Genomic DNA, 13,736 nt, shown 5'->3' on the forward strand with positions numbered 1-13,736 from the left:
CGTAGGGCTCGAAACAATGCCAGCCATAGAATCTCCATTTTCTCTCAATACTGCCGGCTGATTCGATGCGAAAATCCGCGAAAGTGCAAACGTCTCCATCGAATATTCACAATCCTTGCACGATCGCTACACCGCTGCGCGCGATGATCGGCGCCGGCCGGCGCATCGAGGGGCGCGATGAGCCAATGGCGCCGGAACGTCAGCGGCGATGAAGGATATTGGTTTGCAATCCGAATGGAAAAAGCCGAGCGTATCGTGTCGGTACGCATCGAGCCGCGACTCGCGTCAGGAAAATGAAAGCGGCGGCGCCAGACCCCACAGGTGAAAGAGTGTCGAATAGTCAGGAGATCCCGCTGCACGAAGCGAGCCGGTTCTGGGAAAACACGCTGGTGAAACGGTGGGTCCGGGGGCATGGCGAGGACGGCTACGATTTCAAGCTCCTGCTGTATCCGCTGGCCGGCATTTTCGTGCTGCTCTTCGTGCTCGTCATGTTCGAGCAGATCGGCTGGGCGCTGCTCTTGAGCACCGCCATGACGCTGTTCCTCGGCATCGCGGGGTATTACGGCGCGAAGCGGGAAATTCTGGTGTCGTCCCCCACGACGAGAGCCGTGATGAGAGCACGCACGAAGCAGGCCGCCGAACGATTCTCGTCGCTCGGCGCCGGCGCGACCGTGATGGCGATCTTCGTCCATGCGACGTCGGTGTCGCTCGCGCTGTACGGCCACATCCTGCTCGACACGATGATCAAGGACGCGTTCTCGATGCTCATCGCATTGGCGTTTCTTCCGGTCTATGTCTGCGGGGCGGTGCGCAAACTCGCGGTGGCGCGCATCGAAGAGCTCGACGCGTTGCGCAACGATGCAACCGGAACGACGCTGAAATTCGACCGGAAAGGCGCGGTCCGCGCGATCGTCGTTCAGGGCCCGGCCGGGTGGTCGAGCGTATCGGCGCTGGAATACACGGTGCTTCGGTTCAAGCCGGACATCGACCGGATCGGGCGCGAGCCCTGAATCCGAAGAAGGTGCTGGTTGACAACGGATAGTCGCGTAGCTAGATTGCTCGCATGAACGCATTTTTCGTCACGACCACGACCACCACCACCGCGACCGCATATGGCGGGCGTGGAGGAGGTCGCGCGTCGTAGATCGGTGCGTCAGATCACCCCAAAGCCCCGCCGGAGACGACGGGGCTTTTTTCATGCTCCGTTTTCGTCGGCATCAACGTGAATGGAGAACAGGATGGATGCATTCGATCACCGCGTGCTCGGCAACAAGCTCGATTTGTTTCACCAGCAGGACGAAAGCCCCGGCGCCGTCTTCTGGCATCCGCGCGGGATGGTGCTTTATCGCGTCGTCGAGGACTACATTCGCGAACGGATGAGGCAGGCCGGGTTCGCGGAAGTGCGCACACCGCAGATCGCGTCGCGCGCGCTCTGGGAGCAAAGCGGCCACTGGGAGAAATTCGGCAGGAACATGTTCTCGCTCGACAGCGACGGACAGCCGTTCTGTCTCAAGCCGATGAGCTGCCCGTGCCATGTGCAGGTATTCAAGCGCGGGTCGCGCTCGTATCGCGACTTGCCTGTCCGCTATTCGGAGTTCGGCGCGGTGCACCGGGCCGAGCCGTCCGGCGCGCTGCACGGCCTGATGCGGGCCCGGGCGTTCACGCAGGACGACGCCCACGTGCTCTGCATGGAGGAACAGGTCGAAGCCGAGGTCGCGCGGTTCTGCCACCTGCTGAAGACGATCTACGCGGATTTCGGGTTCGACCGTTTCGATGTCGCGTTGTCGACGAGGCCGGCGGTGCGCGCCGGCGACGACGCGCTGTGGGACCGCTCCGAATCGATGCTGGCGCTGGCCGCGCGGTCGGCCGGCCTGCACTTCGAGATACTGCAGGGAGAAGGGGCGTTTTACGGGCCCAAGCTCGAATTCCATCTGCTCGACCGCGAGGGACGCAAGTGGCAGTGCGGCACGATCCAGCTCGATTTCGTATTGCCGGAGCGGCTCGGCGCGACGTATGCGTCGGAGAGCGGCGCGAAGGCGACGCCGGTCATGCTGCATCACGCGGTGCTCGGGAGCCTCGAGCGCTTCATCGGCATCCTGCTCGAGCACTATGAGGGATGGCTGCCGACGTGGCTGGCTCCCGACCAGATCGTCGTGGCCAACATCGGCGATAAAGAACGTCCGTTTGCGGACAGTGCGGCGCTTGCGTTCGAAAATATCGGTTGCCGCGTATTGCGCGACTTCCGCCCGGAACGCCTGCCGCGCAAGATCTTCGACGCGCGCGAACTGGCTGCGCCGATCGTCGCGGTAGCCGGACCGAAGGAAGCGCAAGCCGGCGCGGTGTCGCTGAGACTGAAGAACGGCGAACAGCATGCGTTGTCGATCGATGACGCGCTTGCGTATCTGGAAAAGCAGGTAGGCACGCCGTCGCGTTCGCGCGCGCTTCGCATGCGGGCCTGACGTCGCTGGCCGGTCGGCGTCTCGACACCAAAAAGCAATCTAATTAATAAGTATGTCTATTTAAATTGAGGTCGTCGAGCCGCCGTCCCATCCCGGTGAACTCGCTGCACGGACAGAGTCCGGGAGCGCGTTCGCCGGAAGGGCGCGGCGTGTTTGGCGCGGCGGTTCGCCGTCGCGCCCGCCGGCGGCATGAACGGATACGGTGAAGCTAGAGTCCACCCTCTGATTCCGCATCGCGCTGCCGCAAAAAACTGTCATCCGGCGCTTGCGGCGACCGCGCGTACGACATGCCGAATGTTGCGCGAGCGATCCTCGGCATTTCGTCGCTCCCGTCCAGCGGGCAAGCCCGGCGCGGCGTTGCCCGATGTCGCTCGATGCGCCTAAGCGTATCCGGCCCCGCCGCGTTGCGCGCGATCTGCATTCAAGCGACGAATGTGTGCATCGCAACAATCCATTTCATCCGCGGCGATCGTGCCGGTAAGGTGAACGCACGTTCGAATTTGATCGAGCGATGCGAATCCTCCACTCGACGACGCCATGAAAACGACTTCCGATCGACCTGCGCAAGCAACATCCTCGACTGCCGGCGGCTCGCCGCACGGCGGCGGGAATGCGCGCGCGGCGGGCCTGCGCCTGCCAGCCAGGCTGGTGGGCCCGATCGTGCTCGGCACGCTGCTCAACGCGCTGAACTCGTCGATGATCGCGGTCGCGCTCGTCAGCATCCAGCAGGCGTTCGCGCCGCAGGGCGCCGCGCATGAACGCATCGACACGATGTGGCTCGTGTCGGGCCTCTATCTTGCGACGGCCGTCGGCCAGCCGACGATGGGGCGGCTCGCCGATCGCTTCGGCGCGAAGCGGATCTTCTGCATCGGCCTCGCGATCGTACTGATCGCGTCCGCGCTCGCGCCGTTCGCGCCGTCGCTCGGGTGGCTGATCGCGTCGCGCGTCGCGCTCGGCATCGGCACATCCGCCGCGTATCCGGCCGGCATGGCAATGATCCGCACATGGTCGCAGCGGCACGCGAACGGCGCGACGCCGACGGGCGGCCTCGGAGCGATCTCGGTCGCGGCGCAGGTGGCCGTCGCGTTCGGGCCGCCGCTCGGCGGCGCGCTCGTGCAGTTCGCCGGCTGGCGCGCGATCTTCTGGATCAACGTGCCGATCGTGCTGCTGGCCTTCGCGCTGGCGTGGCTGTGGGTCCCGGCCGACGCCGCGCAGCACGGCGCGCACGAACGCCGCACGCTGAAGGAGCTGGACCTGCCGGGCGTCGCGCTGTTCATCCTGACGCTCGCGAGCCTGCTGCTGTTCCTGCAGTCGGTGTCGCGCGGGCCCGACTGGCGACTGCTCGTCGCGACGCTGGTCCTGTGCCCGCTGCTGGTGCGGCGCGAGCGGCAGGCCGCGACGCCGCTGATCGATATCCGCATGCTGAGCGAGAACCGTGCGCTCACGAGCACGTACCTGCGCTGCGTCGGCACCTACGCGGTGTTCTACGCGATCTTCTATGCGCTGCCGATGTGGCTGCAGGAGGCCAAGCGCCTGTCCGCCGCCGACGCCGGCCTCGTGATGCTGCCGGTCGCCGGAGTCGGCACGGTGGCGACGATGCTCGCGACCCGCGTCGCGCACCGTCACGGCTCGCGGCCGGTGCTGATCATCGGCTCCGCGATGCTGTGCGTCGGCAGCGTCGTGATGAGTCTCCTCTCCAGCGCGATGCCGGTCTGGTCGATCGTGCTGCTGTCGATCGTGTTCGGCGTGCCGAACGGCTTCAACAATCTCGGCAATCAGGCGGCGCTCTACCAGAGCGCGCCGCACGACCGGATCGGCACGGCCTCGGGGCTGTACCGCACCGCGCAGTATGTCGGCGGCAGCCTGTCGTTTGCGCTCGTCGGGCTGGCCCTCGGCCATCCGGCGAGCGATCGCGGCCTGCGCGAGCTGGCCATCGTCCTGGCGGTCATCAGCGTGCTGCTGCTGCTCAACGCAGCATCGAGCCGGCACCTGGATGCCGCCGCTTCTTCCATCCCCCAACAGAAGTGAGGTTCTTACATGTCCATTCCGACACTCAATCGCACGGTCGCCCTGGTCGCAATCGATCTGCAGAACGGCATCGTGTCGCTGCCGGTCGTGCCCTACACCGGCGCGCAGGTCGTGGCGAAGACGGTCGAGCTCGCGACCGCGTTTCGTGCACTGCAGCTCCCCGTCATCTACGTGCACACGAGCTACCAGCCGGACGGCGGCGTTGCGCTCAAGGTCAAGACGGATGCGCCGTCGGCGCCGCCGAACCTTGATCCCGAGTGGAGCGCGTTCGCGCCGGCGCTCGGCGTGCAGCCGTCCGACATCGTCGTGACGAAGCATCAGTGGGGCGCGTTCACCGGCACCGATCTCGACGTGCAACTGCGCCGGCGCGGCATCACCGACATCGTGCTGACCGGGATCGCAACCAACATCGGCGTCGAATCGACGGCGCGCCAGGCATACGAGAACAACTACAACGTCGTCGTGGTCAGCGACGCGGTCAGCACGTCGTCCGCCGACGCGCAGACCTTCGCGCTGACGCAGATCTTCCCGAAGCTCGGGCAGGTCGCCGCGGCGGCCGACGTGGAGGCGGCACTGGAGCAGGCGTATTCGCGCTGAACGAAGCGGCGTGTTCGGCGTGCACCATTCATACAGAGTCATTTACCGAGGCATGACGATGATCAAGACCGATGCATGGGTTCTCTACGCAGGACCGGAACCGAGCAGGAAGCAGGCGCCCGTCGCGGGCGAGCTGCGTCGCGAAACCTTCGAATTCTCCGATCTGGAAGCCGACGAGGTGCTGGTCGAGCCGCTGTACGGCTCGTGGGAAGCGAACCTCGACCACGCGCTGTCGCGCAATCCGGTGGACATCTGCCGGCAGCGCCGCGAGGACAAGATCGTGCTCGGCAACGGTGCGCTGGTGCGCATCGTCGAGCGCGGCAGCGGCGTGAAGGCGCTGAAGGAAGGCGAGATCTGCATGGTGATGCCGTTCGGCAAGCGCGACGAATACGGGTTCGCCGAACTCGTCTACGCGTATGACGCGCCGGGCACGATCGGCGTGATGGCGCAGCGGACCAAGATGCGCGCCGACAACCTGGTGGCGGTGCCGACGGACAGCCGCCATTCGCTGCTGCAATGGGCGACGTACGGCCGCTACTTCACCGCGTGGGACAACTGGAAGGTGGCGTCGGCGTGCTGGCGCTCGCAGCTGCCGGACGTCGACCCGGCCGACTACCTGGTGTTCGGCTGGGGCGGCGGCACGACGCTCGCCGAGCTGCAGCTCGCGAAGCGCGAGGGCTTTCGCGTCGCGATGACGGCGAGCAACGACCGGCGCCTGGAGGAGCTCGCGAAGCTCGGCATCACGCCGGTGGATCGCCGCAAGTTTCCGAATCTCGCGTATGACGACGAGCGCTACAAGACCGATCCGGAGTACCAGGCGAGCTATCGCGAGTCGGAGCGCGTGTTCGCGGAGACGATCGCCGAACTGAGCGGCGGCCGCGGCGTCGCGATCTTCCTCGACAACCTGGGCGGCGCGCTGTATCGCGCGACCATGCGCGTGGTCGGCCGCACCGGCATCGTCACGACGGTCGGCTGGAAGACCGGGATGCGTCTGTGGAACCTGCGCGCGACGGAATGCATCAACCGCCGCCTGCACATTCACACGCATGCGTGGCGCTATGACGACAGCATCACGATCCGCGACTTCCAGGAAACGAGCGGCTGGATCGGCCAGGAGCCGACCGAGATCTTCGATTTCGACGAGGTGCCGAAGCTCGCGTCCGACTACCTGAACGGGAAGATCCAGACGTACTTCCCGATCTACCGGATCAACGCGGTCTGAGTAGCAGGTCGCGCGCCGCGCCCGCATCGCCGCACGACGATTAGTCATGCAGACGATGTCGGTGCGCGGCGCGCCGTGCAATCCATCTGAATGGAGAACGGCATGGCCTCTGTGGAAATCGGGGACGTCGACGCCGGCGCGGCGTCGGACGTCTCAAAACCGGCGCCGCTCGACGGCATTCGCGTGATCGATGCCGCGACGCTGTTCGCGGGCCCGCTCGCGGCGACGATGCTCGCGGACTACGGCGCCGACGTGATCAAGGTCGAGCATCCGGACGGCGATCCGGCGCGCAAGTACGGCGCGCGCCGCGACGACGTGCCGTTGTGGTGGAAGGTGCTCGCGCGCAACAAACGGGCGGTCACGCTGAATCTCGGCACGGCCGACGGCCAGCGGATCTTTCGCGAGCTGGCCGCGCAGGCGGACGTGGTCGTCGAGAATTTCCGGCCCGGCACGCTCGAACGCTGGGGGCTCGGCTACGACGCGCTGTCCGCGATCAACCCGCGGCTCGTGCTCGTGCGGGTGACGGGCTTCGGCCAGTTCGGCCCGTATGCGAGCCGCCCTGGCTTCGGCACGCTGGCCGAGGCGATGAGCGGGCTTGCGTCGATTACCGGCGAGGCGGGCGGGCCGCCGCTGTTGCCGTCGTTCCCGCTCGCGGACACGGTCGCGGGGCTGACCGCCGCGTTCGCGATCATGACCGCGCTGAAGGCGCGCGAGCGCACCGGGCGCGGCCAGGTCGTCGATCTCGCGATCATCGAGACGATGCTCGCCGCGATGGGCGCGCAGGTCGCGAGCTACGACCAGACGGGCCGGGTGCCCGAGCGCACCGGCAACCGATCGCCGAACAATTCGCCGCGCGGCGTCTACCGCACGTCGGACGGCAAGTGGGTCGCGCTGTCGACGTCGGCGCACAGCATCGCGGAGCGCGTGATGCGTCTCGTCGGCCGCGCGGACCTGATCGACGAACCGTGGTTCGCGAACGGCGCCGAGCGCGCGAAGCATGCGGACGAGCTGGATGCGGCGGTCGGCGGCTGGATCGGGCAGCGCACGCGTGACGAGGTGATCGCCGAATTCGAGCGCGCGCAGGCGGCGGTCGCGCCGATCTACGACGTCGCGGACGTGCTGCGCGATCCGCAGTACGCGGCGCTCGGCTCGGTCGTGTCGGTGCCCGACGCGGAGCTCGGCGCGTTCCGCACGCACAACGTGCCGTTCCGGCTGTCCGACACGCCCGGCGCGATCCGCTGGGGGGGACCTGCGCGCGGCACGCACAACGACGAAGTATTCGGCGCATTGGGACTGGAGCGGCGCGAGATCGCCGATTTGACCGAGCGAGGCATTCTATGAAAACCAGCGCAACTTACCGCAGTTACCTTTACGTGCCCGCGCACAAGGCGCAGGTGGTGGAGAAGGCCTATGCAAGCGAAGCCGATGCCATCGTGCTCGACCTTGAGGATGCCGTGCCGGCCAGCCACAAGGCCGAGGCACGCCAGGCGGCCGCCGCGATGCTCGCGGAAGGTCCGCCGAAGCCGACGTACGTGCGGATCAATCCGATCGGCAGCCCATGGTGCCGCGACGACGTCGAGGCGATCGCGCAGCCGGCGCTGCAGGCGCTGCGCCTGCCGAAATGCGACCTGCCGCAACAGATCCAGGAGGTCGCGGGCTGGCTCGATGCGCTCGGCTGCGACGCGGGGATCCAGATCCTCATCGAATCGGCGTACGGCGTCGAGACCGCGTACCAGCTTGCGACCGCATCGCCGCGGCTCGAGCGGATCGGGCTCGGCGAGAGCGATCTGCGCGCGGACCTGCAGATCGGCGTCGACAACTTCACGCTCGAAGTGTGCCGCGCGCGTTGCGTGGTCGTGTCGCGCGCGGCGGGGCTGAACGGGCCGATCCAGACCGTCTATCACACGCTGCCCGATCTCGACGGGCTGAAGGAATCGACGCTGCGCGCGAAATCGATGGGCTTTCTCGGCCGCTTCGCGATCCATCCGTCGCAGCTACCGGTGATCAACGAAGTGTTCACGCCGTCGGAGGACGAGATCCGCGCGGCCGAGCGCGTGCTCGAGGCGGTCGATGCGGCGGCGGGCCAGGCCTCGGCGTCGTCGGTGTTCGTGCTGCCGGACGGCCGCGTGGTCGCGCCGCCGCTGATCGCCAACGCGCGCGTGACGCTTGCGCTCGCGAACAATCTTCGACTCAGTGGAGCACTGGCATGAGCACACCCGAGACGCTTTCTGCCCCGGCGGCCGCGGCCGCGACAAACCGGCCCGCGCCGCCCGACGGCATCGTCGGCGCGCTCGGCCGCTTCGCGGCGGCGGTGCGCGCCGAAGGGCTCGATCGCCGGCTGCGCGTCGAAGCCGCCGCGCGCGTGCTCGACGTGGTCGGCAACAGCCTGATCGCGCACGACGAACCGGTCGCGCAGTCGGTGCTGCAGGTCGCGCGGCGCTGGGCCGGCACCGGCCCGGCGAGCGTGATCGGCGCGCCCGACCGGCTGCCGGCCGCGAGCGCCGCGCTCGTCAACGGCACGCTCGCGCATGCGATGGACTTCGACGATTCGCACATGCTGTCGGTGCTGCATCCGAGCGCGTCCGTGATCCCGGCCGCGCTCGCCGCGGCACAGGCCAGCGGCGCATCGGGCGCGGCGCTGCTCGATGCGATCACGGTCGGCACCGAGGTGTGCATCCGGCTCGGCGTCGCCGCGTACAACGCGCGGCTCGGCAATTCGGTGTTCTTCGAGCGCGGCCAGCACGCGACGTCCATCTGCGGCACGGTCGGCGCGGCGGCGGCGGCGGCGATGCTGCTCGGGCTCGACGCCGCGCAGATCGCGGCGGCGCTCGGCATTGCCGCGAGCATGGGCGCGGGCCTGCTCGAGGCGAACCGCACCGGCGGCTCGGTGAAGCGGATCCACTGCGGCTGGGCGGCGCACGCGGGCGTCAGCGCGGCGGAACTGGCGGGCGCGGGCGTGACCGCGCCGCCGACCGCGCTCGAAGGCCGCTTCGGCTTCTTCCACGCGTGGTGCGGCGACCTCGCCGACGTCGACGCGGTGCTGCGCGACCTGGGCGACGAGTGGGAGACGAGCCGGATCATCTTCAAGCCGTATCCGTGCAACCACTTCACGCATCCGGGCATCGACGCGGCGCTGCAGCTGAAGGCGGAAGGCGTGACGGCGGACGACGTGGTGTCGGCCGAACTGCGGGTCGCGACGTCGACGCTGCGCACGATCAGCGAGCCGGCGGAGCTGAAGGCCAATCCGCCGAACGGCTATGCGGCGGCGTTCTCGGGGCCGTACACGGTCGCGGCGGCACTGCTCGGCGGCGGCGGGCTCGGCGTCTGGTTCGACGATTTCGACGATGCGCTTGCGCAGGACCCCGCACGGCGCGCGCTGGCCGCGAAGGTGCGCTGCGTGGCCGATCCGTGGTGCGACGCGCGCTTCCCGAATTTCCTGCCGGCCGTGCTGCGCGTCGAGCTGCGCGACGGGCAGGTGCGCGAGGCGCGGATCGAGTCGAGCAAGGGCACGAATTCGCGGCCGCTGACCGAGCAGGAGCTCACCGCGAAGTTCGTGCTGGCGGCGAGTTCGAAACTCGGCATGGCGCGCGCGCTCGCGCTGCGCGACGCGGTGCAGGCGCTCGCCGATGACGCGCCGCTCGACGCGCTCGCGGCGCTGACGTCGGGCGCTGAAGGAGGAAACCGATCTTGAATGCACTCCGCTGGAAAAAGCGGCCGCCCGGCTCGAACTGGGGCGATTTCGGTCCGGACGATCAGAAAGGGCGGCTGAACTGGCTGACGCCGGACAAGGTGCGGCAGGGCGTCGCCGAGGTCCGCGAAGGGCTGTCGTTCTCGCTGAGCCTGCCGCTGGACGTGCCGCGCGGCGGCGGGCTGAACGCGCGGCGCCGGCCGCCGGCGGTCATGCCGGCGCTGCTGGGCGACAAGCCGTACTTCGGCTACCGCGCCGACGAACAGGTTGCGAACGCAACCGATGTGGTCTGCGACGATGCGTTTTGCATGCACTCGCAGTTCTCGACGCAATGGGACGGCCTGTCGCACGTGGGCGGCCTGTTCGACGCGGACGACGACGGCGTGCCTGAAATCGTGTTCTACAACGGCTTCCGGATGGGCGAGCATCTGCGGGTGCCGCAGGAAGGCGACGCGACGGGCGGCGCGCGCGCGCTCGGCATCGAGGTGATGGCGCAGACGGGCGTGCAGGGGCGCGGCGTGCTGATCGACCTGCGGCGTCATTTCGGCGACGCGCGCACGAAGGTCGGCTTCGCGCAGTTGATGCAGGTGATGGAGGCGGACCGCGTGCAGGTGGAGCGCGGCGACATTGTCTGCCTTCACACCGGCTTCGCGGATCTGCTGCTGAACGACGACGGCGGATCGCCGGCGACGGTCGCGAGCGCGTGCGTGCTGGACAGCAGCGATGCGCGGCTGCTGCGATGGATCGACGAATCGGGGCTCGCCGCGCTCGTGGCCGACAACCACGCGATCGAGGAGCGCCCGCAGCATACGCAGTCGCTCGCGCAACCGGGCGCACTGATGCCGCTGCACGAACTGTGCCTGTTCAAGCTCGGCATTCACCTCGGCGAGCTGTGGCACCTGACGCCGCTCGCGAACTGGCTGCATGCGCACCGCCGGAACCGGTTTCTGCTGACCGCGCCGCCGTTGCACATCCGCGGCCTGGTCGGCGCGCCGGCGAATCCTGTCGCGACTGTTTGAGCCTGCGGGCGGCGGCTGTGGCGGTGGCCGCCCGCACTTTTTTTGCAGCGCAACCGGCTTGCGCAAAGCGCGGATTCAATTGCCGATTGGCAAGGTATTCGGAAGAATCGCTGCGAAACGGGAAATTTAATTTAAAAACCTAACTAATATCGTCCTTTATCTAAAAAATATCGACGCGTCAAGATTGGACTATTCTTGTGCATTGCACTAAATATCAGGGGATTGCTCCGTTTGCGGAATATCGTAATCGGAGGCGGTGATTAACCTGTTTAGTGGATGGTCGCAAACATGAATCTACGTTCGATCGATCTGAACCTGCTGGTCATACTCGATGCGCTGCTGACGGAAAAACAGGTCACGCGGGCCGGCCAGAAGGTCGGCCTCACGCAGCCGGCCGTCAGCAACGCGCTGGCGCGCCTGCGGTTCGTGTTCAAGGACGAGATCCTGGCGCGCACCGCGGTCGGCATGGAATTGACGCCGCGCGCGCAGGCGCTGGCCATGCCGGTTCGACAGATCATGCAACAAATCGAGGAATTATTTGAGTCGGATTATCAATTCAACCCTTTTACGTCCGAGCGCCATTTTACGGTGCGCATGTCGGATCTCACTGAATTGCTTTTACTGCCGGCCCTGCTGCGCTGCATGAGGCTGACCGGCCCGAATATCGGCATGGACATCGTGCACATGAGCGCCGGCAAGACCGCCGACGCGCTCGAATCGGGGCTGCTCGACATGGCGATCAGCGCGGGCCTCGAACATTCGGGCACGCTGTCGTCGCAAACGGTGTTTCACGACCGGATGGTCTGCGTGATGAGCCGCAGCCATCCGGACGCGGGCAAGCCGCTGACGCTCGAACGGTTTCTCGCGCTCGACTTCCTCAACGTGACGATCAACCCGGTCGACCACAGCTTGATCGACAACCTGCTCGCGAACATGAACTGCACGCGGCGCATCGTGCTCAACGTGCCGCACTGGCTCGTCGTGCCGAACATGCTCGACGCGCTGCCGTACGCGGTGATCATGTCGGAGCGGCATGCGCTGAGCCTCGACGATGCGCGGCTCGTGATCCGCGAGCTGCCGCTCGCGATGGAGCCCGTCGCGTGGTCGCTGTACTGGCACCGCCGCTACGACGGCAGCAACGCGCACGCATGGCTGCGCGGGCGCATCGTCCAGGTCGCGGAAGCGCTCGAGCGGCACGGCGTCGCGGCGGAGGCTTAGGGCGTCAGCCGACGACGAGCAGCGGCGGCAGCGTTGCGACGTCGGCTTGTTCGTCGAGCCGCCACAGGTAATCGAGCGCCGCCCGGATCTGCGTCGCGCTCCAGTGCCGCCGGCAGTTCTTCGTGAACTTCGCCTCGTAGTCGTCGCGCCGCATCGGCCGCGTCGGCGAGCCGGGCAGGTCGTCCACCTGCTTCGTGCAGGTCGTGCCGTCTTCGCACTCGGCCGTCACCCGGTTCGGCGCCTGCGCCGGGTAGCGGGCGGTCAGCGCCGGGTCCTCGCGCACCGTGATCCGCTCGATCAGCGCGCGCAGCGCTGGATCGCGCAGCGCGTCGTGCCGGTAGCTCTCGGTCGTGATGTCGCCGTCGAGCATCGCGCGCGCGACGATGTACGGCAGGCTGTGATCGGCGGTCTCGTGGGTCGACGGCGCCCATTTTTCCCGGTCGCGGCCGGCCGTCACGTAGCCGACCTCGGTCGTGTGGATCTCGATGCGCCGGATGCGGTGCAGGTCGCCGACCTGCGCGGCGACGTCGAGCGCGGCCGGAATCGCGGTTTGCGTGAGCCCTTGCGCGGGATAGAACTTCACGAAGCACTTGCCGATCCGGAACGCGCCGCCGCGCCCGCCGAATTCGCGCGTGTCGACGGCGAACGGCCCGGACACCTGCGGAAAGAATCCCGCCATGCCTTCGAAGATCGGCGCGGGGCCGGTCAGCCCGGCGCGCGCGAGCTGCGTCGAGAACACCGCGTTGCGCGCCGCGTCCGCGTCGGCGAGCGCCTTCCAGTTCGACAGCTGCTGGACGCGCGTCTGGTTCAGCGCGAGATGGCCGTTGATCGACAGGTTCACCGCCTGCACCAGTTGCGGCGCGGGCATGCGCATCAGCTTGCCCGCGGCGAGCGCGACGGCGGGCAGGCTGTAGCAGGTGTGGTCCCAGCCGCGCGGGCTGATCGCGGCGGCGTCCATCAGCCGGCACGCGATCTCGTACGCGATCGCGATCGACAGGATCAGGTCGCGGCCGCTCGCATGCTGCGCTTCGGCGACGGCGAGGCATGCGGACATGTTGTCGCTCGGATGGCCGGTCTCCTTGCCGGCGTACGCGTCGTTGAAATCGTAGTAGCGCAGCGCGGCGCCGGTCGCGAACGCAGCGAGATCGGGGCTCGTGCGCCGGTTTGTGCCGACGATCGTCGACACGCCGCCCGGCGACGCGAGCGCCGCGTCGCGCGCGATGAGCACCGGACGTTCGTCGTGCGCGGCGATCGCGCAGCCGAGCGCGTCGATCAGGTGCGCCTTGATCGTCTCGATCGTCGCGGCGTCGAGGTCGCGGTACTGCAGCCCGGCCGCGTAGTCGGCGAGCTGTTGCGCGAGATCCGGGCGGCCGGCGGTGGCGCCGGCGGCCGGCAGCGCGCCGGCGCGGGCGCGGGCGAGCGGCAGCGCGAGCGCGGCGCCGGTCAGCGTGGCAAGGAAGTGGCGGCGGTTCATGGTGCGAGGGCTCCGAAGGTTCCGAAACTGG

At 67.7% G+C, this 13,736-nt stretch carries 11 protein-coding genes; 10 read left to right on the plus strand and 1 reads right to left on the minus strand.

What is annotated here, in order from left to right; all coding sequences use genetic code 11:
* Positions 1-329 precede the first annotated feature (329 nt).
* The 10 genes from B7P44_RS19095 to B7P44_RS19140 all read left to right on the plus strand — a co-directional run bounded on the left by B7P44_RS19095 (position 330) and on the right by B7P44_RS19140 (position 12,231).
* Complete coding sequence (locus tag B7P44_RS19095; protein WP_084907259.1) at positions 330-1,010, plus strand: hypothetical protein; 681 nt, start codon at positions 330-332, stop codon at positions 1,008-1,010.
* Positions 1,011-1,238: 228 nt separating this feature from the next.
* Positions 1,239-2,459: a threonine--tRNA ligase gene (gene thrS / locus B7P44_RS19100; RefSeq protein ID WP_084907261.1), complete on the plus strand. Its 1,221-nt coding sequence runs from the start codon at positions 1,239-1,241 to the stop codon at positions 2,457-2,459.
* Positions 2,460-2,996: 537 nt separating this feature from the next.
* Positions 2,997-4,487 carry an MFS transporter gene (locus tag B7P44_RS19105; protein ID WP_084907263.1) on the plus strand — a complete coding sequence of 497 codons (1,491 nt, stop codon included), beginning with the start codon at positions 2,997-2,999 and terminating at the stop codon, positions 4,485-4,487.
* A 9-nt stretch (positions 4,488-4,496) separates the two neighbouring features.
* Entirely contained in the window at positions 4,497-5,084 is a 588-nt protein-coding gene (locus B7P44_RS19110; RefSeq protein WP_084907265.1) for a hydrolase, read from the plus strand.
* 58 nt (positions 5,085-5,142) lie between these two features.
* Positions 5,143-6,306, plus strand: coding sequence for a quinone oxidoreductase family protein (locus tag B7P44_RS19115; RefSeq protein WP_167389810.1), 1,164 nt, complete (start codon positions 5,143-5,145; stop codon positions 6,304-6,306).
* 90 nt (positions 6,307-6,396) lie between these two features.
* Positions 6,397-7,647, plus strand: coding sequence for a CaiB/BaiF CoA transferase family protein (locus tag B7P44_RS19120; protein WP_084907269.1), 1,251 nt, complete (start codon positions 6,397-6,399; stop codon positions 7,645-7,647).
* Complete coding sequence (locus tag B7P44_RS19125) at positions 7,644-8,516, plus strand: HpcH/HpaI aldolase/citrate lyase family protein (RefSeq protein ID WP_084907271.1); 873 nt, start codon at positions 7,644-7,646, stop codon at positions 8,514-8,516. Before B7P44_RS19120 ends, B7P44_RS19125 begins: the two co-directional genes overlap by 4 nt.
* Positions 8,513-9,997, plus strand: coding sequence for an MmgE/PrpD family protein (locus tag B7P44_RS19130; protein ID WP_084907273.1), 1,485 nt, complete (start codon positions 8,513-8,515; stop codon positions 9,995-9,997). The genes B7P44_RS19125 and B7P44_RS19130 overlap by 4 nt, the downstream gene beginning before the upstream one ends.
* Positions 9,994-11,013, plus strand: coding sequence for a cyclase family protein (locus tag B7P44_RS19135; protein ID WP_084907275.1), 1,020 nt, complete (start codon positions 9,994-9,996; stop codon positions 11,011-11,013). The genes B7P44_RS19130 and B7P44_RS19135 overlap by 4 nt, the downstream gene beginning before the upstream one ends.
* Positions 11,014-11,301: 288 nt before the next feature.
* On the plus strand, positions 11,302-12,231 hold the full coding sequence (locus B7P44_RS19140; RefSeq protein WP_084909904.1) for a LysR family transcriptional regulator: 930 nt from the start codon (positions 11,302-11,304) through the stop codon (positions 12,229-12,231).
* A 4-nt stretch (positions 12,232-12,235) separates the two neighbouring features.
* Here B7P44_RS19140 and B7P44_RS19145 read toward each other — a convergent pair whose 3' ends face one another.
* Positions 12,236-13,705, minus strand: a complete 1,470-nt coding sequence (locus tag B7P44_RS19145; RefSeq protein ID WP_084907277.1) for an MmgE/PrpD family protein — start codon at positions 13,703-13,705, stop codon at positions 12,236-12,238.
* Positions 13,706-13,736: the final 31 nt, after the last annotated feature.

The sequence above is a fragment of the Burkholderia ubonensis subsp. mesacidophila genome (genome assembly GCF_002097715.1).
In the GTDB taxonomy this organism is placed as follows: domain Bacteria; phylum Pseudomonadota; class Gammaproteobacteria; order Burkholderiales; family Burkholderiaceae; genus Burkholderia; species Burkholderia mesacidophila.

Bases quoted from the DNA above. Each gene is read 5' to 3' on its own strand.
- B7P44_RS19110 (WP_084907265.1), top strand. From the start codon at position 4,497: ATGTCCATTCCGACACTCAATCGCACGGTCGCCCTGGTCGCAATCGAT.
- B7P44_RS19115 (WP_167389810.1), top strand. From the start codon at position 5,143: ATGATCAAGACCGATGCATGGGTTCTCTACGCAGGACCGGAACCGAGC.
- B7P44_RS19120 (WP_084907269.1), top strand. From the start codon at position 6,397: ATGGAGAACGGCATGGCCTCTGTGGAAATCGGGGACGTCGACGCCGGC.
- B7P44_RS19105 (WP_084907263.1), top strand. From the start codon at position 2,997: ATGAAAACGACTTCCGATCGACCTGCGCAAGCAACATCCTCGACTGCC.
- B7P44_RS19125 (WP_084907271.1), top strand. From the start codon at position 7,644: ATGAAAACCAGCGCAACTTACCGCAGTTACCTTTACGTGCCCGCGCAC.
- thrS (WP_084907261.1), top strand. From the start codon at position 1,239: ATGGATGCATTCGATCACCGCGTGCTCGGCAACAAGCTCGATTTGTTT.
- B7P44_RS19145 (WP_084907277.1), bottom strand. From the start codon at position 13,705: ATGAACCGCCGCCACTTCCTTGCCACGCTGACCGGCGCCGCGCTCGCG.
- B7P44_RS19140 (WP_084909904.1), top strand. From the start codon at position 11,302: ATGAATCTACGTTCGATCGATCTGAACCTGCTGGTCATACTCGATGCG.
- B7P44_RS19130 (WP_084907273.1), top strand. From the start codon at position 8,513: ATGAGCACACCCGAGACGCTTTCTGCCCCGGCGGCCGCGGCCGCGACA.